At 59.7% G+C, this 24,147-nt stretch carries 24 protein-coding genes; 16 read left to right on the top strand and 8 right to left on the bottom strand.

The genetic code is table 11. The features are described from left to right. Window positions 1-72 precede the first annotated feature (72 nt). The 6 genes from GO988_RS03620 to rsmA form a co-directional block, all read right to left on the bottom strand. Complete coding sequence (locus GO988_RS03620) at window positions 73-1,722, bottom strand: M28 family peptidase (RefSeq protein WP_157562145.1); 1,650 nt, start codon at window positions 1,720-1,722, stop codon at window positions 73-75. A gap of 128 nt (window positions 1,723-1,850) precedes the next feature. Next, window positions 1,851-2,708, bottom strand: a complete 858-nt coding sequence (locus GO988_RS24540) for a nuclease A inhibitor family protein (RefSeq protein WP_198172492.1) — start codon at window positions 2,706-2,708, stop codon at window positions 1,851-1,853. A gap of 131 nt (window positions 2,709-2,839) precedes the next feature. Further along, window positions 2,840-3,313, bottom strand: a complete 474-nt coding sequence (greA, locus tag GO988_RS03610) for a transcription elongation factor GreA (protein WP_157562144.1) — start codon at window positions 3,311-3,313, stop codon at window positions 2,840-2,842. 169 nt (window positions 3,314-3,482) lie between these two features. After that, window positions 3,483-4,433: an NAD(P)-dependent oxidoreductase gene (locus GO988_RS03605; RefSeq protein ID WP_157562143.1), complete on the bottom strand. Its 951-nt coding sequence runs from the start codon at window positions 4,431-4,433 to the stop codon at window positions 3,483-3,485. A 4-nt stretch (window positions 4,434-4,437) separates the two neighbouring features. Then, on the bottom strand, window positions 4,438-4,830 hold the full coding sequence (locus GO988_RS03600) for a hypothetical protein (RefSeq protein WP_157562142.1): 393 nt from the start codon (window positions 4,828-4,830) through the stop codon (window positions 4,438-4,440). Then, window positions 4,827-5,612, bottom strand: coding sequence for a 16S rRNA (adenine(1518)-N(6)/adenine(1519)-N(6))-dimethyltransferase RsmA (rsmA, locus tag GO988_RS03595; RefSeq protein WP_317164777.1), 786 nt, complete (start codon window positions 5,610-5,612; stop codon window positions 4,827-4,829). The genes GO988_RS03600 and rsmA overlap by 4 nt, the downstream gene beginning before the upstream one ends. A 246-nt stretch (window positions 5,613-5,858) precedes the next feature. On the opposite strand from rsmA, the gene GO988_RS03590 reads away from it, so the two are divergent. Continuing rightward, window positions 5,859-6,581, top strand: a complete 723-nt coding sequence (locus GO988_RS03590; RefSeq protein ID WP_157562141.1) for a hypothetical protein — start codon at window positions 5,859-5,861, stop codon at window positions 6,579-6,581. A 34-nt stretch (window positions 6,582-6,615) separates the two neighbouring features. Here GO988_RS03590 and GO988_RS03585 read toward each other — a convergent pair whose 3' ends face one another. Then, a complete protein-coding gene (locus GO988_RS03585; protein WP_157562140.1) occupies window positions 6,616-8,277 on the bottom strand; it encodes a M1 family metallopeptidase in 1,662 nt (553 codons plus the stop codon). Between the two features lie 155 nt (window positions 8,278-8,432). Between GO988_RS03585 and GO988_RS03580 the strand changes: the two genes are divergently transcribed. The 10 genes from GO988_RS03580 (at window position 8,433) to GO988_RS03535 (ending at window position 17,204) form a co-directional block, all read left to right on the top strand. Continuing rightward, entirely contained in the window at window positions 8,433-9,890 is a 1,458-nt protein-coding gene (locus GO988_RS03580; protein ID WP_157562139.1) for a leucyl aminopeptidase family protein, read from the top strand. A 115-nt stretch (window positions 9,891-10,005) separates the two neighbouring features. Next, window positions 10,006-11,034: a 4-hydroxythreonine-4-phosphate dehydrogenase PdxA gene (pdxA, locus tag GO988_RS03575; protein WP_157562138.1), complete on the top strand. Its 1,029-nt coding sequence runs from the start codon at window positions 10,006-10,008 to the stop codon at window positions 11,032-11,034. Window positions 11,035-11,152: 118 nt separating this feature from the next. Beyond that, window positions 11,153-11,692, top strand: coding sequence for a YceD family protein (locus GO988_RS03570; RefSeq protein WP_317164776.1), 540 nt, complete (start codon window positions 11,153-11,155; stop codon window positions 11,690-11,692). Between the two features lie 55 nt (window positions 11,693-11,747). Further along, window positions 11,748-11,981 carry a 50S ribosomal protein L32 gene (rpmF, locus tag GO988_RS03565; protein WP_157562136.1) on the top strand — a complete coding sequence of 78 codons (234 nt, stop codon included), beginning with the start codon at window positions 11,748-11,750 and terminating at the stop codon, window positions 11,979-11,981. A gap of 122 nt (window positions 11,982-12,103) precedes the next feature. Beyond that, on the top strand, window positions 12,104-13,045 hold the full coding sequence (gene plsX, locus GO988_RS03560; protein ID WP_157562135.1) for a phosphate acyltransferase PlsX: 942 nt from the start codon (window positions 12,104-12,106) through the stop codon (window positions 13,043-13,045). Between the two features lie 56 nt (window positions 13,046-13,101). Further along, window positions 13,102-14,094: a beta-ketoacyl-ACP synthase III gene (locus tag GO988_RS03555; RefSeq protein WP_157562134.1), complete on the top strand. Its 993-nt coding sequence runs from the start codon at window positions 13,102-13,104 to the stop codon at window positions 14,092-14,094. 100 nt (window positions 14,095-14,194) lie between these two features. Further along, a complete protein-coding gene (gene efp / locus GO988_RS03550) occupies window positions 14,195-14,758 on the top strand; it encodes an elongation factor P (RefSeq protein ID WP_157562133.1) in 564 nt (187 codons plus the stop codon). Between the two features lie 128 nt (window positions 14,759-14,886). Next, the gene (accB, locus tag GO988_RS03545) at window positions 14,887-15,372 is read left to right on the top strand and encodes an acetyl-CoA carboxylase biotin carboxyl carrier protein (RefSeq protein WP_157562801.1); all 486 of its coding nucleotides are present in this window, start codon (window positions 14,887-14,889) and stop codon (window positions 15,370-15,372) included. A 108-nt stretch (window positions 15,373-15,480) separates the two neighbouring features. Next, window positions 15,481-16,824 (top strand): acetyl-CoA carboxylase biotin carboxylase subunit, encoded by a 1,344-nt coding sequence (gene accC, locus GO988_RS03540; protein WP_317164775.1) that lies wholly within the window; start codon window positions 15,481-15,483, stop codon window positions 16,822-16,824. Window positions 16,825-16,853: 29 nt separating this feature from the next. Then, the gene (locus GO988_RS03535; protein ID WP_157562132.1) at window positions 16,854-17,204 is read left to right on the top strand and encodes a hypothetical protein; all 351 of its coding nucleotides are present in this window, start codon (window positions 16,854-16,856) and stop codon (window positions 17,202-17,204) included. Between the two features lie 55 nt (window positions 17,205-17,259). Here the strand turns inward: GO988_RS03535 and ffh are convergent, their stop codons facing one another. Continuing rightward, on the bottom strand, window positions 17,260-18,627 hold the full coding sequence (gene ffh / locus GO988_RS03530; protein ID WP_157562131.1) for a signal recognition particle protein: 1,368 nt from the start codon (window positions 18,625-18,627) through the stop codon (window positions 17,260-17,262). Window positions 18,628-18,783: 156 nt separating this feature from the next. Here ffh and GO988_RS03525 point away from each other — a divergent pair, with 156 nt between their 5' ends. The 5 genes from GO988_RS03525 (at window position 18,784) to GO988_RS03505 (ending at window position 24,138) form a co-directional block, all read left to right on the top strand. Further along, window positions 18,784-20,118, top strand: a complete 1,335-nt coding sequence (locus GO988_RS03525; protein WP_317164774.1) for a glycosyltransferase family 4 protein — start codon at window positions 18,784-18,786, stop codon at window positions 20,116-20,118. 67 nt (window positions 20,119-20,185) lie between these two features. Next, complete coding sequence (pseB, locus tag GO988_RS03520; protein WP_157562130.1) at window positions 20,186-21,208, top strand: UDP-N-acetylglucosamine 4,6-dehydratase (inverting); 1,023 nt, start codon at window positions 20,186-20,188, stop codon at window positions 21,206-21,208. 40 nt (window positions 21,209-21,248) lie between these two features. Beyond that, window positions 21,249-22,430, top strand: a complete 1,182-nt coding sequence (gene pseC, locus GO988_RS03515) for a UDP-4-amino-4,6-dideoxy-N-acetyl-beta-L-altrosamine transaminase (RefSeq protein ID WP_157562129.1) — start codon at window positions 21,249-21,251, stop codon at window positions 22,428-22,430. Further along, complete coding sequence (locus GO988_RS03510; protein ID WP_198172491.1) at window positions 22,427-23,335, top strand: aldo/keto reductase; 909 nt, start codon at window positions 22,427-22,429, stop codon at window positions 23,333-23,335. The genes pseC and GO988_RS03510 overlap by 4 nt, the downstream gene beginning before the upstream one ends. Continuing rightward, complete coding sequence (locus GO988_RS03505; protein ID WP_232341352.1) at window positions 23,317-24,138, top strand: SDR family oxidoreductase; 822 nt, start codon at window positions 23,317-23,319, stop codon at window positions 24,136-24,138. Before GO988_RS03510 ends, GO988_RS03505 begins: the two co-directional genes overlap by 19 nt. The last annotated feature ends 9 nt before the right edge of the window (window positions 24,139-24,147 follow it).

Raw genomic sequence — 24,147 nt, 5'->3', positions numbered from 1 at the left:
CACTAGCTTTGCCGCTGGCCGGCCCTACCCCCTGTATTGCGGATAATCTAGATAGTTGGCTAGCGCAAGCTTTTACTTGCCAAAGCGCGTCCCAAAAAAATCGCCTTTGTTCCAAGTAGGCCGCCCTACCCCCTGCGCCACCTGGTAGCCGATGAGGAAGTTGAGCCGGGCGTATTGTGCACCCGCTGCCCAGTCGAAGGTGCCGCCCACAAAATTATCCTGCTGCTTGTGGTAGGTAACGGCGCGCCACTGCTGCACCGTTTCGCTGAGGTTGTTTTTGCCATCGGCAGTTTTGTTGCCATACTTGATGTGCAACGCCGGCACGCCCTGCACCACGAAGCTGTACTGGTCGCTGCGAATAAAGCGATTCTGGGTCGGTTCGGGGTCGGGCTCGATGCTCAGCTTGAGGTAATCAGCGGCCAGCTTTACTTCATTGAGCAAAGAAGAATGGTCGGCCCCGAGCGGTACCACGGCCAGTAGCGGCGCGATAATCGTGGGCATGTCGGTGTTGATGTCGGCCACGAGTGCCGCCTTGGGCACCGTCGGAAATTTGGCGAAATACGCCGAGCCCAGCAGGCCCATTTCCTCCCCCGTGACCAGCACAAACAGCACCGAGCGCTTGGGCTTCTGTTGAAGGCCAGCGTAGAGCTTGCTGATTTCGAGCACGCTGGCCACGCCCGTAGCATTGTCGTGCGCCCCGTTGAAAATCGAATCGCCGTTGATAGCCGGCCCTACCCCCAGGTGGTCGAGGTGGGCGCTGTGCACCACGTATTCGGCCCGCAGTTTGGGGTCCGAGCCCGTTATTTTACCCACCACGTTGTAGCTATCCACGTCTTGGTAGCGGCTACGGTAGCGGGCGCTAAAGCGGCCCACCAGCGGCTGCGACGCCGCCCTACCCCCGCGCAATGCGCGAAGGGCCTGCGCGGTGTCGCTACCCGCCCCGGCAAAAAGCTGCTGCAACGTGGCCGCACTGATGGGCGCCACCAGCTGCGCCGAACCCGGCGCGTAGCTGCGCGACACGCCTACCTGGCCATCGGGCCCGAGGGCGCTCACTACCCCCTTCGGAAACTCCAACAGGTGCGCATCGGCGTGGGCCGCGGCCAGCAGCACGCCTACCGCACCGTGGCGTGCAGCGGTTTCGAGCACCGTGCGCAGGTCGGTAAAGTACTGCCGCTCGTTATCCGCAAACTGGCGCGGTACTTGGCGGGTTATTACCACCACTTTGCCCCGCGCATCGAGCCCGGCGTAGTCGTCGTACTTGAGTTCGGGGGCCGAAATGCCGTAGCCGGCAAATACCAGCGAGGCATTGGCTACGGCTACTTCCGCCTGGCCAGGGTTGGGGTACACCGTGATGGCCGAGCCATAAGCCAGCGGCTGGGCTGGTCCCGTGGCCGGCTGGTAGCTGGCCACGGGGCCCGGCTCTACGAAGGCGCGGCGCAGCCGCACTTTTTGGGTATAAGTGCCCTGGTCCCCGGCCGGGGCCACCCCATTCTTTTTGAATTGGCTCGTCACATAGTCAACCGCTAGCTGGTAGCCGGGCGTGCCGGGCAGGCGACCCCGCAGGCGGTCGTCGGCCAGGTAGCGCACGTGGGCTTCGAGGTCGGCGGGACGCACGGTGGCTAGCGCCGCGGCCACGGGCGGGGGTAGGGCCAGGGTTTGGGCAGTGGCCGCGTGGGTAGCCAACAGGCTGGTGGCCACCACTAGTCTAGTTAACAATTTCATCTTTCGTAGTTTACTCCTGTTTATAAGGGGGGGGCAGGACACACAACTCACTCTCGCCCGTCGCTGAACAAGTGCTAATAACCTTGTTCAACGACGGACGGGGGCAAGCCCCGCGCCTTACTTCGTTATTAGGTTTCGCTCAGCACTGCTTTGAAGCCGGCCAGTTTGCCGGCCGCATCGCGGCCCAGCGCATAGACGTGCACCTGCGGCGCGCTACCGATACGGTACACCTGGGCGCCATCCAGCTCCTGCTTCATGTAGAGTTGCAAAGCCTTGTAGCGGTTAGCCAGTTTCGGGTCGCCGAGCACCCCATTATCGGCGGTATAGTCGCGCAAGAAAAGCGTTAGCTCCACTTTTTCTACTTTGGCTTGGGCTGGCTCGCCAAGTAGTTGCAGCAGGGCAGCATCGGGGAGGTCGCCGACCGGCGCGGCATAGCTCACGGCTTCCAGCGGCTCCTCCGCATCGCTCACCAAATTCAGGCCCTGCGTTAGCTTTTGCAGTTGGGCCAGGGTAGCATCGGCGACCGCGGGCGCGGCGGCCGCTACCATCTTGGCCGCTGGGGCAGCCGGGGCGGCGGGCAGGCCGCTACCTCCCGGCACCTGGGCGGCAATGGCCGTGGCTAGCTCCTGCATGCGTTCGGCGGGCACGGTAATTTTGGGGTTAGCAAAATTCATATCCGCCACCTTATTCATCGGGATGAGGTGGATGTGCGCGTGCGGCACTTCCAGCCCAATCACGGCTACGCCAATGCGGCGGCACGGCACCACGGCCTGCACGGCCTTGGCCACGCGCTGCGCAAACACGTGCAGCGCGGCCAGGGCTTGCGGCGTTAGGTCGAATATGTAGTCAATTTCCTTTTTCGGAATCACCAAGGCGTGGCCTTCCACTAGCGGCGTGATGTCGAGAAAGGCCAGGTGGTCAGCATCTTCGGCCACCTTATAGGCGGGCAGCTCGCCCGAAACGATGCGGGAAAATATAGAAGGCATTGGGGTAGCTATTAGCGGGTGGCTGCTAACGGGTAGCTTCGAGCCAGTGAATGATGCTGCGAATAACGACAAAAGGCCACTGACTTTCGCCAGTGGCCTTTTCCTTCAAGAAAGCTAGTAGCGAAGAAAAGCTACCGGCTGATTTCCAGAATCTCGAATTGGAGCTTGCCCGCGGGCACAATGATTTCGGCGGTGTCGCCGGCCGACTTGCCCAGCAAGCCTTTGCCAATGGGCGACTTTACCGAGATTTTGCCGGCGGCCAGGTTGGCTTCTTCTTCGGCCACCAGCAGGTAGTCGAGCACCATATTGTTTTTCAAGTTTTTCAGCTTCACCTTGCTCATAATGAGCACTTTGGTGAAGTCCATATTCGTTTCGTCGATGAGGCGGGCGTTGCCCAGTACTTCCTCGAGTTTCGCTATTTTGAGTTCGAGCAGGCCTTGGGCATCCTTGGCGGCATCGTACTCGGCGTTTTCGCTCAGGTCGCCTTTGTCGCGGGCCTCGCGCAGGTCTTCGGCCGCCTTCGCCCGACCCCGGACTTTGAGTTCCTGGAGTTCGTCTTTCAGCTTTTGCAGGCCCTCGGCGGTGTAATAATTGATGGTAGCCATAAAGTTCAGGACTGAGTTTTCGCGTAGCAGGTGGGTCAGGTAAAAAATAAAGAGAACGGCTGGCACACTGGCCAGCCGTTCTCCCCATTGGTTTAGCAAAGATACGCTAAATAATGCTGAATGATAAATAGTCCAGCATTAATGGCGGCCAGCAGAAGCCTGCTGACCGTTACGCACTGACTAGTAATCCCAAGGCTGCAATCTTAGCTACGAGCACCTCGTTGATGCGCTGGTAGCTCTGGTGCGTCCAGCCGCCGATGTGGGGCGAGAGCAGCACGTGAGGCGCCGTGCGCAGGTAGTTGTAGCTGGCCTGCTGGGCGGGGGTAAGGGTGGCGAGTTTTTCGTTTTCGAGTACATCGAGCGCTGCGCCGCGCACCTGCCCGCTTTGCAGCCGCGCCACCAGCGCCGCCTGTTCCACCACTTCACCGCGGGCCGTATTCACCAGCCAAATACGGTGCGCAAATGCCGCCAGAAACTCCTCGTTCACAAACTGGTGGTTGCTGGCCGAGTACGGAATGTGAAGGCTCAGCACCTCGGCGCGGGCTTGCAGCTCGGCCAGCGGCACCAGCTCGGCATTGCCGTCGGTGGCCACGGCCGGGTCGTGGTCGTGGGCCAGCACCATGCAGCCAAAGCCGCGCAGGCGCTGGGCAAATGCCCTACCCATGTGCCCGTAGCCGAGCAGGCCCACGGTTTTGGTGCCCAGTTCCTCGCCGCGGTTAGCTTCGCGGTGCCACTCGCCGCGGCGCACTTCTGCATCGGCCCGCACGGTGTGGCGCAGCAAGGCCAGCAGCTGGCCAGTGGCAAACTCGCCCACCGCGTCGCGGTTGCCTTCGGGCGCATTCACCAGCACTACGCCGGCCGCAGCCAGCGCTTCTTCGTCAATGTTATCGACGCCGGCACCGGCCCGGGCTACGTAGCGCAGCTGTGGGCCGTGGGCCAGCAGCGCGGCCGTGATGCGCATTTTGCTACGCACCATCAGGCCTATGTAGGGGCGGGCAGCGAGCGCAGCCGGCACATCGGCGGCCAGTAGCTTGGGCTGGTAGTCGCCCTCGACACCAATGCTGCGCAGCATCGGCAAGAGCGAGGGGTGCATATCGTCAATTATCAGGCAGAGGGACATGAAGTTACAGAACAGGCATAAGCTGAAGCGCAGAATCGCCAGTTACTTGGTAGAGTTGCAGCCGGAAGGCTTTTTCAGCTAAAGGACCAATACGGGTCTTGCGGGCTGCCTCGTCGGTAGTTGAGGCTAATGAAAACAAATAATAATGTGGATAATGGCAAACAGCTAAGTACTTGCCAACGGTGCCAATCGAACTAACCTCACCTAGCAATGGCTCCGTCACAACTGCTTGCGAATCAGAAAAGTAGAGAGAAGCATCGCCTTCGGTTGTGGTTAGTATATAGTAGTTATCACCTAAACGAATAGTGCTATCTTCATCACCCCAAAAGCAACTACTTAAACTGCCCATTAGGCCTACAGTCAGCAACACACGGCAGCCTGCCTTACGTTTGCTCATGCCTGGGCTACCAGGTTGGTTAGCAGCACAAAATCTGCTACCCCCAGCTGCTCAGCACGCTTGTCGAAAATGTCGGCGGCCATCGTTTCCGTAGACATGCCGAGCGGCTTCAAGGCGTTGCGCAGCGTTTTGCGGCGCGTCGAAAACGCCTGCTTCACCACGCGGAAAAACAGCTTCTCGTCGCAGTCTAGCTTTTCGACTTTGTTGCGCGTAAGCCGCACCACGGCCGACTCTACTTTGGGCGGCGGCACAAACACGTGCGGCGGCACCGTAAACAGGTATTCGATGTCGTAGTAGGCTTGCAAAAGCACGCTCAGAATACCGTAGGTTTTCGAGCCAGGCGGCTCGGCCAGGCGCTCGGCCACTTCTTTTTGCAACATCCCTACCACCTCGCGCACCTGCTGGCGGCTGGCCAGCACCTGAAAGAATATCTGGGTGCTGATGTTGTAGGGGAAGTTGCCGATAATGGCCAGCGGCGCGCCCGGAAACATCGTTTCCAGGTCTTGGCGCAGGAAATCGGTGGCGTAGATGCGCGGCGCCAGCGCCGGATAGTGCGCAGTGAGGTAAGCTACCGACTCGGTATCAATCTCGACGACGCTGGTTTGATAAGCCGGGTTTTCGAGCAAATACTGCGTGAGCACGCCCATGCCAGGGCCAATTTCGAGCACTTCCCCTACCCCCTCGGGCAGGCGCAAGCTCTCCACAATGCGGCGGGCAATATTGGGGTCGGCCAGGAAATGTTGGCCAAGGTGTTTTTTGGGGCGAACGGTGTATTGGGCCACGGAGACAGGGGGCTGCGGCGGCGGGCGCGGTGGCCAAGGGTCCGGCCCCTACCCCTGCTCCGGCCAACCGCCAAGTTGGCTACCTCCGGCCAAATGGCGGAAGGCAGCCCAAATATCGGCACTCCGGCGGTATTGAGGCGCTATCAGCCTGCCGGGCAGCTTCAGCGACTTGCAAAATCGGCCTTATACTCAGTAGCTTGCAGCGCTACGAGAGGCAGTTGCCCCTTGCTTTCTTACCCCTGCGCCATGCCCGAAGCTTCGCCAAATCTGCCCGAGTTGGTAGCCGCCGCCCAGCCGCCGGTTGGTGCGGCTCCCGAGGCGCTCATCAGGCTTTACCCCCGCCGCTACGCCCAGCAGCAACGAGCAAAAGCGCTGAGCCACTTGGTGCCGGCGCTAGTGCTCCTGACGGGGGGCATGGCCGTACTGGGGGGTAGGGAGCCGTTGACCCCCCTGCTGGGCCTGGAGTTTGGGGTGGGCGCCAGCTACTTGCTGCTGATGGCCCGCGAGCTGCGCCACCTGCGCCATGCCCACCCACACCACGAGCAGGTAGCGTGGCTAGAGCTGGCCGCGGCCGGTATTCTGGGCCTGGAGGGCTACCACATCTGGCATCGCCACCACGCAGCCGAACTGGCGGGAGCGGCGCACCGGCTGCATGTGCTGCCGTGGCTATATGCTGGGCTAGCAGTGGTTTATGTGAGCCTGGCCTTTGGGCTGGCGCGCTTAGGTGCGCGGCGCTACCTGCACCTGCACCCCGGCGGCTTCGGGATGCGTACCCGCCTGCTGGGGCCGGCGCAGGCCGTGCAGTGGCCCGACCTGGCCAGCGTGGAGGCTACCAGCCCCACTGCGGTGCAGCTACACTTTGCCAACGGTCGGCAGCAGGCCCTTGCCTTTGGCCACCTCCACGATGGAGCGAGCCATTGTGCTCAGTTATTGGCCCATACCCAGCAGCATCTTCCGCCGCCGGCTTAAGTTTTAGGACCGGCATACCGGCCCTAAAACTGCCCTAGTCCATCAATACGCCTATGTAATAGTTGAAAGTATCGACTTCCACATTGTCTTTGGTGGCGCCGGGCAGGTCGAGCGGTTGCCACTTGGTGCTGGGCGTCAGCAGCTTATAGTCGCCACCCTTCAGGCGTAGGCGCACGGGCAGGTCGAAGCCCGCTACGTCGGCCACCCAGCGGCCCAGCAGCTGGCCGTTTTCGACCCGCATTTCGAGGGTGGGTAGGGCGGCGTGCTGTTGGTACTGGGCAAATACGCGGGTGAAATCGTGGCCGGCCTCGCGGTTGATGTACTCGATAACTTGCTGGCCCGTGACAGTTTGGTGATAAAAAGTGCGCGAGAGGCCCCGCAAAATTTGCCGCCACTTGGCATCGTCGTTGAGGGCGGTGCGCACCATGTTGAGCAGGTTGCTGCCCTTGTCATACATGTCGCCCGAGCCCTCTTTATTCACGCCGTAGGGCCCAATAATGGGGGCGTCGTTCGAGATGTTGCGGCGCTGGCCGTGCAGGTACTCTTGCCCCGCCTGCTTGCCAAACTGCGTTTCGATAAACAGCGCCTCCGAGTACGTAGTAAAACTTTCGTGCACCCACATATCAGCAATGTCTTTGCTGGTGATGTTGTTGCCAAACCACTCGTGGCCACTCTCGTGGATGATGATAAAGTCGAACTTATCGCCCCAGCCAGTGGCCGAGCGGTCGCGGCCCGAGTAGCCATTCAAGTATTTGTTGCCATAGGCTACGGCGCTCTGGTGCTCCATGCCCAGGTGGGGCGCCTCAATCAGTTTGTAGCCATCCTTATAAAAAGGATACGGCCCAAACCACGCTTCCATGCTCTTGAGCATGGGCTTTACGTTGGCGCCAAACTGCTTTTTGGCCTTGTCCAGGTTTTCGGGCAGCACCCAATAGTCGAGGGTCAGTGGGCCCGCCTCGCCTTGGTACACATCGCTGAAGTGCGTGAAATTGCCCACGTTCAGGGCCACGTCGTAGTTGTTGATGGGGTTGGCCACGGCCCAGTCGTAGCGGGTGTAGCCACCGGGTAGCTTCGCCGTGCCGCGCAGGCGGCCGTTCGACACATCCTGCAAGCCCTTGGGCACGGCAATACTGATGAGCATGCTGTCTACCTCGTCGGCCTGCTGGTCTTTGGTGGGCCACCAAATGCTGGCCCCTACCCCCTGGCAGGCAGTAGCCACCCAAGGCTGGCCCTTGGCATCTTGCGCGAAAACGAAGCCACCGTCCCAGGGCGCCTTTTTGGCGATGGTCGGCTGGCCCGAATACTCCACCGTAAACTCGTCCTGGCTGCCTTGTTTGAGAGGGGTAGGAAAGGTCATAAATACCGCGTTGGCCTCGCGGGTGAAGGGCACGGGCCGGCCGTGGTAGAGCACCTTGCCCACCTCCAGGTTGGCAAACAGGTCAAATTGCAGCCGCGTAAAATCGCGGGTGGCCACAAAGCGAAACAAATTGGAACCGCTGATAAACTTGCGCGCCGGGTCAAGCTTCACGTCGAGGTGATAATACTTGATGTCGTAGCAGGTGCGGGCAGGCGGCTGCCCACCGCGCAGTGAGTCGGCACGGGTGAAGGCAGTTTTGGGCTGTAATAGCTGCGCCGAAGCCAGCAGCGACGAACACAGCAGGGGCAGCACGAGCTGCAGCGATTTTCGAACAAGCATAAAATACGAGTAAAACGAAACCGGAGGTCGGCGCAGCCAGTGGCACTCCGTTTCTGGTAGCTAGCGTTAGCTCCCGGGCGGGAACGGAGTGCCACTCCGTTCTACAACCTGCGCTGCTACCTTCACGCCAAAGTTACGCTTCTATACCCTGCCTTATGTCGCTCACGCTCGCCCACGCCGCCACCGCGCCGGCCCACACTACCCAGGTATTTCTGCTGCCCCTCGGCACTACCGCCCTACCCCCCTCCGCCGCCGGCGACCTCCCCACCGAAGCCCGTGGCTACGTCGAAAGTGCCCTGGCCGACGAACAGAAATTCGTCACCCTCAACCACTTTTCGCACCAGCACTATTTTGTGGTGCTCGAAAAAAAGCCTACCCCCGCCCTACAGCTCGAGGCCCTGCGCAAAGCTGGCCACCAACTGCAAGGCTTGCTGAAAAAAGAAAAAACCGCCGAGGTTTTTATTCAAAATCTTAGCGAAAACACCGACGCCGCGCTCGCATTGGCCGAGGGCTTGTTCCTCTCAGCCTACGAGTTTGCCGGCTATAAGACGGATGAGAAGTCGCGCCAAGGAGCCCCGCTTACCCGCATCACGCTGGTTGGCGCTGCCGCCACCGAAGTCCAGGTTACCGAGCTGCAACACCTGCTCGAAGGCGTACTTTTCGCCCGCGACCTCGTCAATGCGCCCCTCAATAAGCTTAATGCTCAGCAGTTTGCTGACCGCCTGGCCGAAGCCGGTGATGCCGCCGGCTACACCACCGATATTCTCGACATGGCCAAAATCGAGAGCCTGCGCATGGGCGGCCTGCTTGCCGTGAACCTTGGCTCGCCCGAGCCGCCTACCTTCAGCATTTTGGAGTGGAAGCCCGCGGGCGCCCAAAATGAGAAACCCTACGTGCTGGTGGGCAAGGGCGTGGTGTACGACACGGGCGGCCTCAGCCTTAAGCCCACGCCCGGCAGCATGGACATGATGAAGTGCGACATGGCCGGCGGGGCCGCCGTGGGTGGCGTGCTCTACGCGCTGGCCAAGAACAACGTGCCACTGCACGTCATCGGCCTGGTGCCCGCCACCGACAACCGGCCCGGCGGCCTGGCTTACGTGCCCGGCGACGTGCTCACGATGCACTCGGGCCTCACGGTCGAAGTTAAAAACACCGACGCCGAAGGCCGCCTGCTGCTCGCCGATGCGCTCAGTTTTGCCAGAAAATACCACCCCGAGCTGGTTATTGACTTGGCTACCCTCACTGGGGCCGCCGTGCGCGCCGTAGGCACCGAAGCTGCCGCCGTGATGGGCACCGCCGATGCCGATGCCACGGCGCAGCTGCTCGCCGCCGCCCACCGTGTGCACGAGCGCTTAGTCGAGTTTCCGCTCTGGGACGACTACGCCGACCATATGAAGTCTGATATTGCGGACCTCTCTAACCTGGGCAAGGCCGAAGCCGGTCACATTTCGGCGGCTAAGTTTTTGGAGCGTTTTATTGAGGGCACGCCTTGGTTTCACCTCGACATTGCCGGCCCTGCCTACCTCACGGCGCCCGATTCGTACCGCGGCAAGGGCGGCACGGGCACCGGCGTGCGCTTGTTGTACGAGTTCTTAACTAAGCAGTTGGCTTAAATTCCCACTACGTCTGTCCTGCTGAGCTTGCCGAAACCTCGCTACCACTTCTTTCAACGAGGCGACAGCGAGGCCTCGGCAAGCTCCACAGGCTAGTTCTGCCACAGCCTACTTTATGTCCAAGACCCTTCCCCGCCTCGGTTTTTCCGTGGGCGACCTCGCCGGCATCGGCCCCGAAGTTATTTATAAAACGCTGCGCGACGAGCGCCTACTTCAGCAGTGCACGCCGGTGGTGTACGGCACGGCCACGTCGCTTTTCGACGATTTCCCAGTCGAGCCACATACCGAACCGCTCACTTTCCGCCAGCTGCGCGACGCAGCCGACATTGCGCCCGGCCGCCTCAACGCCGTCACGTGCTGGGACGATGATTTTGTGCTCACCCCCGGTCAGCCCTCGCCGGCCAGTGGCCAGGCCGCCCGCGAAAGCCTGCTTGCCGCCAGCCGCGACCTCAAAGCGGGCTTGCTCGATGCCATCGTTACGGCGCCCATCAGCAAGGAAAACACGCAAGCTGACGACTTTCGCTACCCCGGCCACACCGAATTCCTGACCAGCTATTTCGGCGCCGGCGACAGCCTCATGTTTTTGGTAGATGAGAGCCAAAGCTTGCGCGTGGCTACTGCCACTGGCCACATCGCCCTTAAAGATGTCTCGACTCGCCTCAACGCTGACTTGCTACGCACCAAAATTCGCCTGCTGCTCAAGTCACTGCAACATGACTTTGGCATTCTCAAGCCCAAAGTAGCCGTGCTCGGCCTCAACCCCCACGCCGGCGAAAACGGCCTCATTGGCCGCGAAGAAGCCGATGTCATCGCGCCGGTTATCCGGCAGTTTGAGCACGATGGCCACCTCGTATTTGGCCCCTACCCCGCCGATGGCTACTTCGGCACTGGGCAGTTTCGGCAGTTCGACGCTACCCTCTCCATTTACCACGACCAAGGCCTGATTCCGTTCAAGCTGATGGCATTTGAGCAGGGAGTCAATTTCACGGCGGGCCTGCCGGTAGTCCGTACCTCTCCCGACCACGGCACAGCCTACGGCTTGGCTGGCAAGTTTGCTGCCGATGCTTCCTCGTTTCGGTCGGCCGTGTACCTAGCTTGCGATGTGGTACGCGCCCGGCAGGCTGCCGCCATCGTGCGAGTGTAGGGGGGTAGGCGCCGCCGGCCCGCTTCCAAAAAGGACTTGCTGCTGGCCCACTAGCTTCTGGCAGGCTTGATAAAGCCAATTAAAACTCTTACCTTTGCACCCCGTTATTCGGCTTACTGTGAAAAAGGACTCGCAATTTGATTTGCCTATCGCCAGGCTTTCGCTTAAGACGCACCAGTTTGCGTTTGAGCTCGGCCGTGCTTTTTTCGAGGAGTTCGACCCTAAAGGGGAGTTCATCGCCGATGGCAACCTGCACGCCGACGTGACGCTCACCAAAACGGAGCGCGTTATCACCATCGACTCGCACATCACGGGCACCGTACGCCTCACCTGCGACCGGAGCCTCGATGAATTTGACCACCCGGTTGACGTTGACAACCAGCTACTTGTGCGCTACGGCGACGAGCCCAAGGAGCTCGACGACGACGTGCTGCAAGTAACGCCCGACACGCTGGCGCTTAACATTGCCCAGCACCTGTACGATTATATTGGCTTGGCTTTGCCCATGAAAAAGCTGCATCCACGCTTCCAAAACGAAGCCGATGACGACCCCGATGCCGAAACCAAACTCATCTTCTCAACCCGCCCTAAAAGCGACAATCCAGATGATGACGAGCCAGCCGACCCGCGTTGGGCGGCCCTCAAAAACCTGAATTAGGACCCTGGCTCTAATTCAACATTCCTAATTCAACACCCAATTTTCTTTTAAGAACATGGCCCATCCTAAGCGCCGGACCTCCTCCGCCACCCGCGACAAACGCCGTAGCCACCACAAACTTACCCCTAAGGCGGTGACTATCTGCCCGAACACGGGTGAATTGCACCTGCGCCACAAAGCCTACGTGGTAGACGGTGACCTGTACCACAATGGCCAGCTGGCTATCAAAAATTACACCTCGGTAGCTGCTCCCGCCGCCGCTGGCGACACGGGCTCGGACGAAGAATAGCCGAAAGCGTTGTTATTTCGCGGTACCATCGGGCCGGACTGCTCTTTTGAGATTGGCAGTTCGGCCCGGTTTGGTTTCGCGCCTTTGCGCTCTATGGCTGACCTTCTACTATTCCCGCGTTCATGAAAATTGCCCTCGACGCTATGGGTGGCGACTTCGCCCCCCAAGCTGCCGTGGCCGGTGCCGTGCTGGCTGCCCAGCGCCTAGCCGGCAAAGCCCAGGTGGTACTTATTGGCTCCGAAGCCGAAGTGCGGCCCCTTTTACAACAACACGGCCCCAGCGCGGCAGCACTGGAGGTGGTGCACGCCTCCCAGGTTATCGACATGGGCGAGCACCCTACCAAAGCGTTTCAGCAAAAGCAAGACAGCAGCATTGCCGTGGGCTACCGCTTGCTGCACAGCGGCGAGGTCGATGCGTTTTGCTCGGCGGGCAACACGGGGGCGATGCTCGTGGGCGCCATGTTTACGGTGAAAGCGGTGCCGGGCGTATTGCGCCCGGCCATCGCCAACTTTGTGCCTAAGCTGGCCGGTGGCTACGGCATTCTGGTAGATGTGGGCGCCAATGCCGACTGCAAGCCCGAAATGCTGGAGCAATTTGGCGAGCTCGGCTCGCTCTACGCGCAGTATGTGCTGGGTATTGCCCACCCCAAAGTGGGGCTCATGAGCTTAGGTGAGGAAGAAGGCAAAGGCACGGTTATCACGCAGGCCGCGCACCAGCTATTTAAGGTAAACCCGCACGTGCATTTTATTGGTAATATTGAGGGGCGCGATTTGTTTAACGACAAGGCCGACGTTATCGTGTGCGACGGTTACGTGGGCAACGTGATGCTCAAAATGGCTGAGTCGATGTACGATATCATGGTAACGCGCAACCTTAACGACGATTTTTTTGAGAAAGTAAACTACCAAACCATTGGCGGTTCGCCCATTTTGGGTATCAACGACAATGCCATTATCGGCCACGGCGTTAGCACGCCGCTGGCTATCTGTAATATGCTGATGCAAGGCTACCAAATGGCGCAGTCGGGCATCGTAGACCACATCAAAGACTCTTTCAAATCCTAGCTCTCAGAGTCTGGCCGGTGGCCAGACTCTTTGCGTTCGGGCCGCCCATTGCGCTCATGAAGATTACCGCCGCCATCACCGGAGTCGGAGGCTACGTGCCCGACTACGTGCTCACTAACCAGGAGCTGGAGCAACTGGTCGATACTACCGACGAATGGATTACCTCGCGCACCGGCATTAAGGAGCGCCGTATTCTGAAGGGCAAAGACCAGGGTAGTTCCGTGATGGGCATCAAGGCGGTGCAGCAGTTGCTGGAAAAAACCAACACCCGGCCCGAGGAGGTAGACTTGCTTATTTGCGCCACCGTGACGCCCGATATGCTGTTTCCGGCCACAGCCAACATCATTTCTAACGGTGTAGGCATCAAAAATGCGTTCAGCTACGACATGAACGCCGCGTGTTCGGGCTTTTTGTATGCCTTAATCACGGGGGCTCAGTTTATTCAAAGCGGAACCTATAAGAAAGTAGTAGTAGTCGGGGCCGATAAAATGTCGGCTATCGTTGATTATTCTGACCGCGCCAACTGCATCCTGTTTGGCGACGGCTCGGGGGCCGTGATGCTGGAACCCAGCACCGAAGGCTACGGCATTCTCGACCAAGTGCTGTGCACCGATGGCAGCGGCGAGCAGTACCTCAACCAAAAAGCGGGGGGTAGCCGACGCCCGCCTACGGCCGAGACCGTGGCCAACAAAGAGCACTACATTTACCAGGAGGGCGCCACGGTATTTAAGTTTGCCGTGAAGAGCATGGCTGACGTAGCCGCCCAGGTAATGGCCCGCCAAGGGCTTGCCCACGACGACATTGCCTGGCTGGTACCTCACCAAGCCAACAAGCGCATCATCGACGCGACGGCCCACCGCATGGGGGTAGGGCCCGAAAAAGTGATGCTCAACATCCAGCGCTACGGCAACACCACCAACGGCACCATTCCGCTCTGCCTCTGGGACTACGAAAAGCAGCTGCACAAAGGCGACAACCTGATATTCGCGGCTTTCGGCGGCGGCTTCACTTGGGGCGCCATCCACGTAAAATGGGCGTACAACGCTTAGGGTAAGTATGAACGGAACTGCATGAATCGCCACGCTGGCAACTCCCCGTGCAGCCACTCCATTCATAATTCCTCACTCATAATTCCTAATTAAAAAAGAAATGGCAACCACCGCCGACTTCCGCAACGGTCTTGTGCTGATGTACAACAACGACCTGCACGTTATCACCGAATTTCAGCACGTAAAGCCCGGTAAGGGCCCCGCTTTTGTGCGCACCAAGATGCGTAATATCAAGACGGGCAAGGTGTTGGACAACACCTTTAATGCTGGGGTAAAAATTGAAACGGCCCGCGTAGAGCAGCGCCCGCACCAGTACCTGTTCAAAGACGACTACGGCTACACGTTCATGGATAATGACACCTTCGAGCAGATTGTCCTGCCCGAAGCAATGGTGCCCTTCGCCGACCTCATGAAGGAAGGCCAGCAGGTAACCATCCTTATGCACGCCGAAACCGAGCAGCCCCTCACCGCCGAACTACCCACCACCGTCGACCTCGTGGTGACCTATACCGAGCCCGGCCTGCGCGGCGACACCGCTACCAACACCCTGAAGCCTGCGACCGTCGAAACCGGAGCCCGCATTCAGGTGCCGTTGTTTATTGATACAGACACCAAAATTCGCATCAAAACTAGCGACTACTCCTACGTAGAGCGCGTTAAGTAAGTAGTATCGTGGGCTTTGCGAGTCCGCGCGTTGCCCGGTTTACCTACCCCCGGACTCGCCGAGTCCCTACTACTATTTCTCCGATGTCGAAAGAATCCCCTAAAAATCCGCCTAAAAAAGACGCTGCCATGAAAGCCAAAGAACTCCAGGAGCTGCTCGACTTCATCGCCAAGTCGGGACTCAACAAAGTCAATATCGAAACCGAGGAGTTCAAAATCTCGGTGCAGCGCGAGCCCAACACCAAGCAAATTGTGAGCATGGGGGCGGCCCCGGCCGCGGCAGCGCCCCAGCCAGTTGCGGCCGCCGCACCCGCTACACCAGCCCTACCCCCCATTGCGCCCCTGGCCCCGGCGGGCGAAGCTGCCGCCGCCAGTGCCAACTACACCCCCCTCAAGTCGCCGATGATTGGCACGTTCTACCGCAGCAGCGGCCCCGACGCGCCCGTGTTTGTGCAAGTCGGCGACACGGTGGAAAAAGGCCAGGTTATCTGTATCATCGAGGCCATGAAGCTCTTCAACGAGATTGAAGCTGAGCAGAGCGGGCGCATTGTGAAAGTGCTGGTAGAAAACGCTACTCCCGTCGAGTACGACCAGCCGTTATTTCTGATTGAGTAGTCTCTTTGGCATTATGGATTATGAGTTATGAAATATGAGTTGACCACGTGACAATTCATGCTTCATAACTCATAATTTTTAACTCATACCTCATAATTCCGAGAACCTGTGTTCAATAAAATTCTGATTGCCAACCGGGGCGAAATTGCCCTGCGCGTTATTCGTACTTGCCGCGAAATGGGCATCAAAACGGTAGCCGTATACTCGACCGCCGACAAGGAAAGCCTGCACGTGCGTTTCGCCGACGAAGCCGTGTGCATCGGGCCTCCCGCCAGCAGCCAGAGCTACCTCAATATCCCTACCCTCATTGCGGCGGCCGAGATTACCAATGCCGATGCTATTCATCCCGGCTACGGTTTTTTGAGCGAAAACGCGGAGTTCTCGCGTATTTGCCAGGAAAACGGCATCAAGTTTATCGGCGCCACGCCCGAGATGATAAACCAGATGGGCGACAAGGCGACTGCCAAAGCAACCATGATTAAGGCCGGTGTGCCGGTGGTGCCGGGTTCGGTAGGCTTGCTAGAGTCGGTGGAGCAGGGCAAGAAAATTGCCAACGAAATCAAATACCCCGTCATCCTCAAGGCCACGGCGGGCGGCGGCGGGCGCGGCATGCGCATCATCAACAACGACGATGATTTCCAGAAGGCCTGGGACGATGCACGCACAGAGTCTAAGGCGGCTTTCGGCAACGACGGCATGTACCTGGAAAAGTTTGTGGTCGAGCCGCGCCACATCGAGGTGCAGATTGTGGGCGACCAGTTTGGCCACGTGTGCCACCTCTCGGAGCGCGACTGCTCCATCCAGCGCCGCCACCAAAAGCTGGTGGAAGAAGCGCCCTCGCCGTTTATGACCGACGACTTGCGCGAGCGCATGGGCGCTGCCGCCATCGCCGGCGCGTCGGCTATCGGCTACGAGGGGGTAGGAACTATCGAGTTTCTGGTGGATGCCAACCGCGATTTCTATTTCATGGAAATGAATACCCGCATCCAGGTGGAGCACCCGGTAACCGAGGAAATCATTAACTATGACCTCATTAAGGAGCAAATTAAGGTAGCGGCGGGCATCCCGATTTCGGGTAAAAACTACTTCCCTAAGATGCACGCCATGGAGTGCCGCATCAATGCGGAAGACCCGCGCAACGGCTTCCGGCCCGCGCCGGGCCGCATTACCACGTTGCACATTCCGGGCGGCCACGGCGTGCGCGTGGATACCCACGTATATGCTGGCTACCAGATTCCGCCCAACTACGACTCGATGATTGCCAAACTCATCACCGTGGCCCAAACCCGCGAGGAGTGCATCGTGAAAATGAAACGCGCACTTAGCGAATTTGTGGTAGAGGGCGTGAAAACGACTATTCCCTTCCACTTGGCGCTCATGGACAGCGAGGATTTTCAGGCTGGCAATTTCACGACTAAATTCCTGGAGTCGTTCGACTTTTCGGCCGTGTAAGCTGCGGCAACCACCCTTTTTTGGTGCGTATGAAATATATTTTGGTAGTGCTAGCTGGCGTAAGCCTCGGGTTGCTCGGCAGCTGCTCGGCGCCTTGTAATGGGCACATTGAGAGCAAAGTGCTTTATTTCAAACAAGCGCCCCAAGGCCAATTGGTGTACGCCAACGTAGTGAATGATCCCAGCCTCGGCAGCCAGCAAACCCTAATGCGGGATGATAAGGAGTACGGTACGTTTCCGCACGTCATCATTATCAATGACCCGCAAATGAAGTTCAAAGGCCAGCGCACGGTTTGCTTTGATGAATTCACAAAGCAGCCCCTACCAGTGGATATTGATTTGCGCGAAAAAGACATTCCCCGAATCGCCATTACTAAGTAACAAAAAAGCCCAGCTGATACAGCCGGGCTTTTTTGTTATTAGGGGGGTAGGGCGGCTAGCGGCGGCCCATGCCGGGCATACCGCCTTTCATGCCGCCCATCATTTTGGCCATTTGGGCCATGCCGCCTTTGGTCTGGCTCATCTTGTTCATGGTGCGCATCATTTTGCGCATGTCCTCAAACTGCTTCATGAGGGCATTTACCTGCTGAATGTCGGTGCCCGACCCAGCCGCGAGGCGGCGGCGGCGCGAGCCGTTGATGAGGTCGGGCTGGGCGCGCTCCTGCTTGGTCATGCTTTTGATAATGCTTTCCACGGGCTTGAAGGCGTCGTCGTCGATTTCGACGTCCTTCATCATCTTCGACGCGCCCGGAATCATGCCCACCAAGTCCTTCAGGTTGCCCATCTTCTTGATTTGCTCGAGCTGGCCGAGGAAGTCGTTGAAGTCAAACTGGTTTTTGCGAATCTTGGCGTTGATGCGCTTGGCTTCATCCTCGTCGAACTGCTGCTGAGCACGCTCTACCAGCGAAATCACGTCGCCCATGCCCAAAATGCGCTGGGCCATGCGGTCGGGATAGAAGAGGTCAAGCGCCTCCATTTTCTCGCCCGTCGAGATGAACTTGATGGGCTTTTCGACCACCGCCCGAATTGAGAGCGCCGCGCCGCCGCGGCTGTCGCCGTCAAGTTTGGTGAGGACTACTCCATCAAAATTGAGGCGGTCGTTGAAGGTTTTGGCCGTATTTACGGCGTCCTGGCCGGTCATCGAGTCCACCACAAACAGCGTTTCGCTGGGGTTGATGGCGCGCTTCACCGCTTCGATTTCGCGCATCATTTGCTCATCCACGGCTAGGCGGCCGGCGGTGTCGATGATGACTACTTTCTTGTTGTTTTTCTTGGCGTAGGCAATGGCGTTTTGTGAAATCTCGACCGGATTTTTATTCTCCAGCTCCGAGTACACTTCTACGCCAATTTGCTCGCCGAGCACCTTAAGTTGCTCGATAGCGGCCGGGCGGTACACGTCGCAAGCCACCAGCAACACATTGCGGTTCTGCTTCTTGATAAAGCTGGCGAGCTTGCCGGCGAAGGTCGTTTTGCCCGAGCCTTGCAGGCCCGAGAGCAGCACCACAGCCGGGTCGCCTTTGATGACGATGTCCTGCTTTTCGCCGCCCATGAGCAGGGTGAGCTCATCGTAGACGATTTTGACCATGAGCTGGCCCGGCGACACGGCCGTGAGCACGTCGCGGCCCATGGCCTCGTCCTTAATCTTATCGGTTACTTCTTTGGCAACCTTATAGTTAACGTCGGCATCGACCAGCGCCCGGCGGATTTCCTTGATGGTAGCCGCGACGTTGATTTCGGAGATGCTGCCCTGGCCCTTGAGGGTCTTGATGGCCCGGTCGAGCTTAGTGGAGAGGTTATCAAACATAAAATCGCAGATGTTGCAGATTGGGTGGCGGCCGCGAATGCCGGCGGCCAGGGGGTTTCTTGGTAAACACCAACCGCCCCCTTTGAATTTCCCAAAGTTACAACCGGGGCGGTTGTGCCGTACCCGTAGCTTTGCTGGCGCAATTCTTTTTTCGTCGTGCCCCGTCCTACCCCCCTTCGCCTGCTCGTCATCACCTACTATTGGCCGCCTTCGGGTGGGGCTGGCGTGCAGCGCTGCCTGAAATGGGTAAAGTATTTGCCGGGCTTGGGTGTGGAAACAACCGTTCTCACTGTTGACCCCGACCAGGCGACCTACCCCGTGCGCGACGAAAGCCTGCTGCGCGAAGTGCCGGCCGAGGTGCGCGTTATCCGCACAGCCACGCTGGAGCCGTTTGGCTCGTACCAAAAACTGACGGGTAGGGCCGTGCCGCACGGCGGCTTTGCTAACGAGGGCAAGCCGGGTTTTACGCAGCAGGTCATGCGCTTTGTACGGGGCAACCTGTTTATCCCAGACCCACGCCGGGGCTGGAATGCCTACGCCCTGGCGGCGGTAGAAAAGCTGCTGGCGCAGGGCGAAAAATTTGACGCGGTGCTTACCTCCTCGCCCCCGCACTCCACCCAACTTATTGGCTTAGCGCTCAAGAAGAAACACGGCCTGGTTTGGCTGGCCGACTTGCGCGACCCTTGGACGGATATTTACTATACCAAGGACCTGCACCGCACGGCGGCCGCGGCCTGGCTCGATGCGCACTACGAGCAGCAGGTATTGCGCGCCGCCGATGCCGTACTCGTGACTTCGCCCGAAACGGAGCGCCTGTTTCGGCGCAAGCTGCCGGACTTAGCCAAGGGTAAAATCGTGGTGCTGCCTAATGGCTACGATGAGGCTGATTTCCAGGGACAATCGGCGCCGCCGGCCGACTGCCTGCGCATCACGCACACGGGTACCATCACGGCGCGCTACCGCATCGAGAACTTACTGCGGGCGGTGGCCGACTGCGCCGCCGCCTACCCCACTGTGCCGCTGCGGCTGCGCTTTGTGGGGCAGGTCGATGCGGGCATTCGCGAGCAGGTGGCAGCGGCCAGATTAGCTGAAGCTACCGAGTTTCTGCCCTTCGTGCCGCATGACGAATCAGTAGCTTATCTCTTGAAAAGTAGTGCATTGCTTATGGCGATTCCTGATGTGGCTTTGAACAAGGGGATTTTGCCGGGGAAGATTTTCGAGTACTTAGCTACCCGCAAGCCCGTGCTGTGCGTAGGCCCGGCCGACTCGGATGCCGACCATATTTTACGCGCTACCCACACGGGCCAGGCCCTACCCTACGATGACTATCCATTGATGCGCAGCACCTTAGAAAAACTAGTGCAGCAATGGCAGCAGCAGCCCAGCCTCGACCTGCCGGCCAACCCGGCGGTGGCGCGCTACTCGCGGCAGGCCCAGGCGGCGCGCCTAGCCGAATTGGTACGGGCCAGCCGCGCCCAGCCGGCCGGCTAAGCCGGCGGCCCTACTCCTCGCCAACGCGGCGGGGCGTATTTTTGTGGTTCTCAATTCAAGTAGTTTCATGGCTCTCGACCTCAACGGCAAGTCTTTGCTCATTACCGGCGGCACCGGCTCGTTTGGCAAACAGTTTGTGCGCACCATTTTTAAGCTGTACCCCGAGGTGCGGCGGCTGATTGTGTTTTCGCGCGACGAGCTGAAGCAGTACGAGATGAGCCAGGAATTTCCGCACAGCCAGTACCCGGCCATTCGGTTTTTCATCGGCGATGTGCGCGACGCCGAGCGCCTGCACCGCGCCTGCGAGGGCGTGGATATTATTGTGCACGCCGCGGCCCTCAAGCAAGTGCCCGCTGCCGAGTACAACCCGATGGAGTGCATCAAAACCAACATCTTCGGAGCCGAAAACGTGGTGAACGCCGCCCTCGACTGCGGCGTGAAGGATGTAGTGGCGCTGAGCACTGACAAGGCGGCCGCGCCTATCAACCTCTACGGGGCCACCAAGCTGTGCTCAGACAAGCTTTTTGTGGCCGCTAATAACATGAAGGGTAGCAGAGACTTGCGCCTCTCGGTAGTACGCTACGGCAACGTAATCGGCTCGCGCGGCTCGGTAGTGCCGTTCTTCATGCAGCAGCGGCACACGGGCGTGCTGCCCATCACGCACCCCGATATGACGCGCTTCAACATCTCGCTCGAAGAGGGGGTAGACTTGGTGCTCTACGCACTAGAACACTCGTGGGGCGGCGAGATTTTCGTGCCCAAAATCCCGTCTTACAAAATTACGGAAGTAGCCCGCGCCATTGGGCCCAATTGCGAGCAGCACATCGTGGGCATCCGGCCGGGCGAGAAGCTGCACGAGGAAATGATAACCCAAACCGACGCGCTGAGCACCGTGGAGCTCGACCGTTACTACGTCATCTTGCCCACCACTTCGCCGGGCTGGCGCGAGGAGGATTTTATTCGGCACTTTAAGGGGCGGCGCGTAGCCACCGATTTCCACTACGACTCGGCTAATAACGACCAGTGGCTGTCGGCTGAGCAGATTCGGGAGGAAATCCGGCTGCACGTCGATGCCTCCTTTGAGGTGTAAGTTTTCGGGTATCATTTGCCGTTTTTAATTTTTTGCCAGCTTGAAAACCCCGCCCCCCTACCCCCTGCCCTACGGCCGACAGCATATTACCGATGCCGACGTGGCCGCAGTGGTCGAAACGCTCCGCTCCGATTTTCTTACCCAGGGCCCGCGCGTTACGGAGTTTGAGGAGAAATTTGCCGCCTACGTGGGCGCTCGCCACGCCGTGGCCGTCAGCAACGGTACGGCCGCGCTGCACCTGTGCGCGCTGGCGCTGGGCGTGCAGCCGGGGCAGCGCGTTATTACGACGCCCATTACGTTTGCGGCCTCAGCCAACTGCGTGCGCTATTGCGGCGGCGAGGTGCACTTCGCCGACATCGACCCGGCTACGGGCTTGCTTGATTTGCAGCAGGTTAGAAAGCTGCTCGAAGCGCATCCCAAAGGCTATTTCACGGGGCTGATTCCCGTTGATTTTGCTGGCTTGGCGGTGGATATGGAAGCCGCGCGGGCCCTAGCCGACGAGTTTGGCCTCTGGATAATCGAGGATGCCTGCCACGCGCCGGGCGGCTTTTTTGTGGATAGCCAGGGCCAGCAGCGCTACTGCGGCAGCGGCCAGTTGGCCGAGCTAGCCATCTTCAGCTTCCACCCCGTCAAGCACATCGCCACCGGCGAGGGCGGCATGATAACCACCAACGACGCGCAACTGGCCCGCCACTTGCGCCGCCTGCGTACCCACGGCATCGAGCGCGATGCCACCGGCCTGCTGCGCCAGGATGAAGGCGGCTGGTACATGGAAATGCAGGAACTGGGCTATAATTACCGCATCTCCGACATTCTCTGTGCCTTAGGCAGCAGCCAGCTGGCCCGCGCCGACGAAGGCCTGGCCCGCCGCCGGGCCCTGGCCGCCGCCTACGATGCGGCCTTTGCCTCCCTGCCGGGGGTAGGGATTTTGGCGCCGGGCCAGCCGGGCCACGCCTACCATTTGTACGTGGTGCTGGTGGAAAACCGGCGGGAGTTGTATGAGTTTTTGCGCACTAAAAACATTCTAGCTCAGGTACATTACGTGCCCGTGCACCGCATGCCATACTACGAAAAGCTGGGCTGGCGGGCCGGCGATTTTCCGCACGCCGAAGCCTACTACGCGCGCTGCCTCAGCCTACCCCTCTACCCTACCCTCACCGACGAAGAGCAGGCCTACGTTATTGACTGCGTGCGGGAGTTTTTAGCGCCAGACGCCGCGTGAGCCCTACCCCCGCCACTGCCGCCGAAGTCCGCGCGCTCACCCAGCGGCTAGCCTTGGGCACCGCGCAGTTTGGCTTGGCTTATGGCCTGAATAACCACGCCGGACAGCCTACCCCCGCCGCCGTGGCCGAGGTGCTGGCCGCGGCCCAAGCTGCCGGCCTGACGCTACTCGATACGGCCGCCGCTTACGGCGACAGCGAGACGCGGCTCGGCGAACTAGCAGGTAAAAACTCAGCTTTCGACCTCATTACTAAAGTGGCAGCCGGGCCACCGGCGCAGGTAACGCAGCACTTGGCCGAGTCGCTGGCGCGGCTGCGGCGGCCGCGGGTATATGGGGTACTCTTTCACGCATTTGGGCCGTTGCAAGCCGCGCCTGCTGCCTGGCAGGCCCTGCAAGCCGCCCGGGCGAGCGGGCAAGTGCAGCGCATTGGCGTGTCGCTCTACCATCCGCACGAGGCCGAGTGGCTGCTGGCCCAGAACTGGGATATTGACTTGGTACAGGTGCCGTATAGTGTACTCGACCAGCGCTTTGCGGCCGTGCTACCCCGGCTGGCAGCGCGCGGCGTAGAGGTGCACGTGCGGTCGGCTTTTTTGCAAGGGTTGCTACTGCGCGAGCCCGCTACACTGCCTGAGTTTTTCCTACCCCTCGCCCCGAAGCTGACGCAGTTGCGCGCCTTAGCTGCGGCGGCCAATATCCCGTTGCCGGCCGCGCTGCTGCTATTTGCAGCCGGCGCGCCGGGTGTAGCGCGCGCAGTTATTGGCGTCGATTCGGTGGCTAATTTGCACGAAAACCTGGCGGCGGCGGCTTACGCAGCGGCCGCCGAGACGCTGCGTCCCACCCTCACGGCGCTGGCCGAAACTACCGATACCTTCATCCTTCCCTACGCATGGCCGCCGCGCCCCTAACCGACGATTTTTACCGCACTATGTTCGACCTGCGCGGGCAGATAGTGTTGCTCACGGGCGGCTATGGGCACCTCGGGCGGGCCATTGCGGCGGGCTTAGTAGCCCACGGGGCCCAAGTGGTCGTGCTGGGCCGCAGCGAAGCCGCCTTTGCAGCGGCTTTCGCTGAAACGGGGCCGCTGCCAATGGGGGCAGCCCTGCATTTTCTGGCGTGCGATGTGGCCGACACAGCGGCCGTGCAGGCAGCATTTCGACGCAGCCGCGAATTATATGGTTTGCCTAGCGTGCTCATTAATAATGCGTTCTATAGCCGCGGCCAGCAACCTGATGCCCTGCCCGACGCCGATTTCGCGCTAGGCCTCGATGGCTCGGTCGGTACTGCCTACCGCTGCCTGCGCGAAGTGCTGCCCTACCTACGCGAGCGCGGCGCCGGCAAAATCATCAACGTGGCTTCCATGTACGGCGTGGTAGCGCCCGATTTTGCCGCCTACGATGCGCACCCGCAGTTTCTGAATCCGCCGCACTACGGCGCTGGCAAGGCAGCCATGATTCAGCTAACCAAGTACTTCGCTTCGTACCTGGGGCCGGAGAATATTCAAGTTAACTGCGTGTCGCCGGGCGCATTTCCCTCCGATAAAGTGCGCGAAGACACGGCTTTCGAAGGCGAGCTGCGGCAGCGTATTCCACTCGAGCGGGTGGGCGAACCGCAGGACCTAGCCGGGGCGTTTGTGTTTCTGAGTTCGGCCGCGGCCAATTTCGTCACGGGCCACAATCTGGTGGTGGATGGCGGCTGGACTATTCGGTAATTATTTCCA

The organism is Hymenobacter ginkgonis (assembly GCF_009755225.1).
In the GTDB taxonomy this organism is placed as follows: Bacteria; Bacteroidota; Bacteroidia; order Cytophagales; family Hymenobacteraceae; genus Hymenobacter; species Hymenobacter ginkgonis.
Note: the sequence above shows the minus strand (reverse complement) of the source record. Positions and strands in the feature narration are given on the sequence as shown.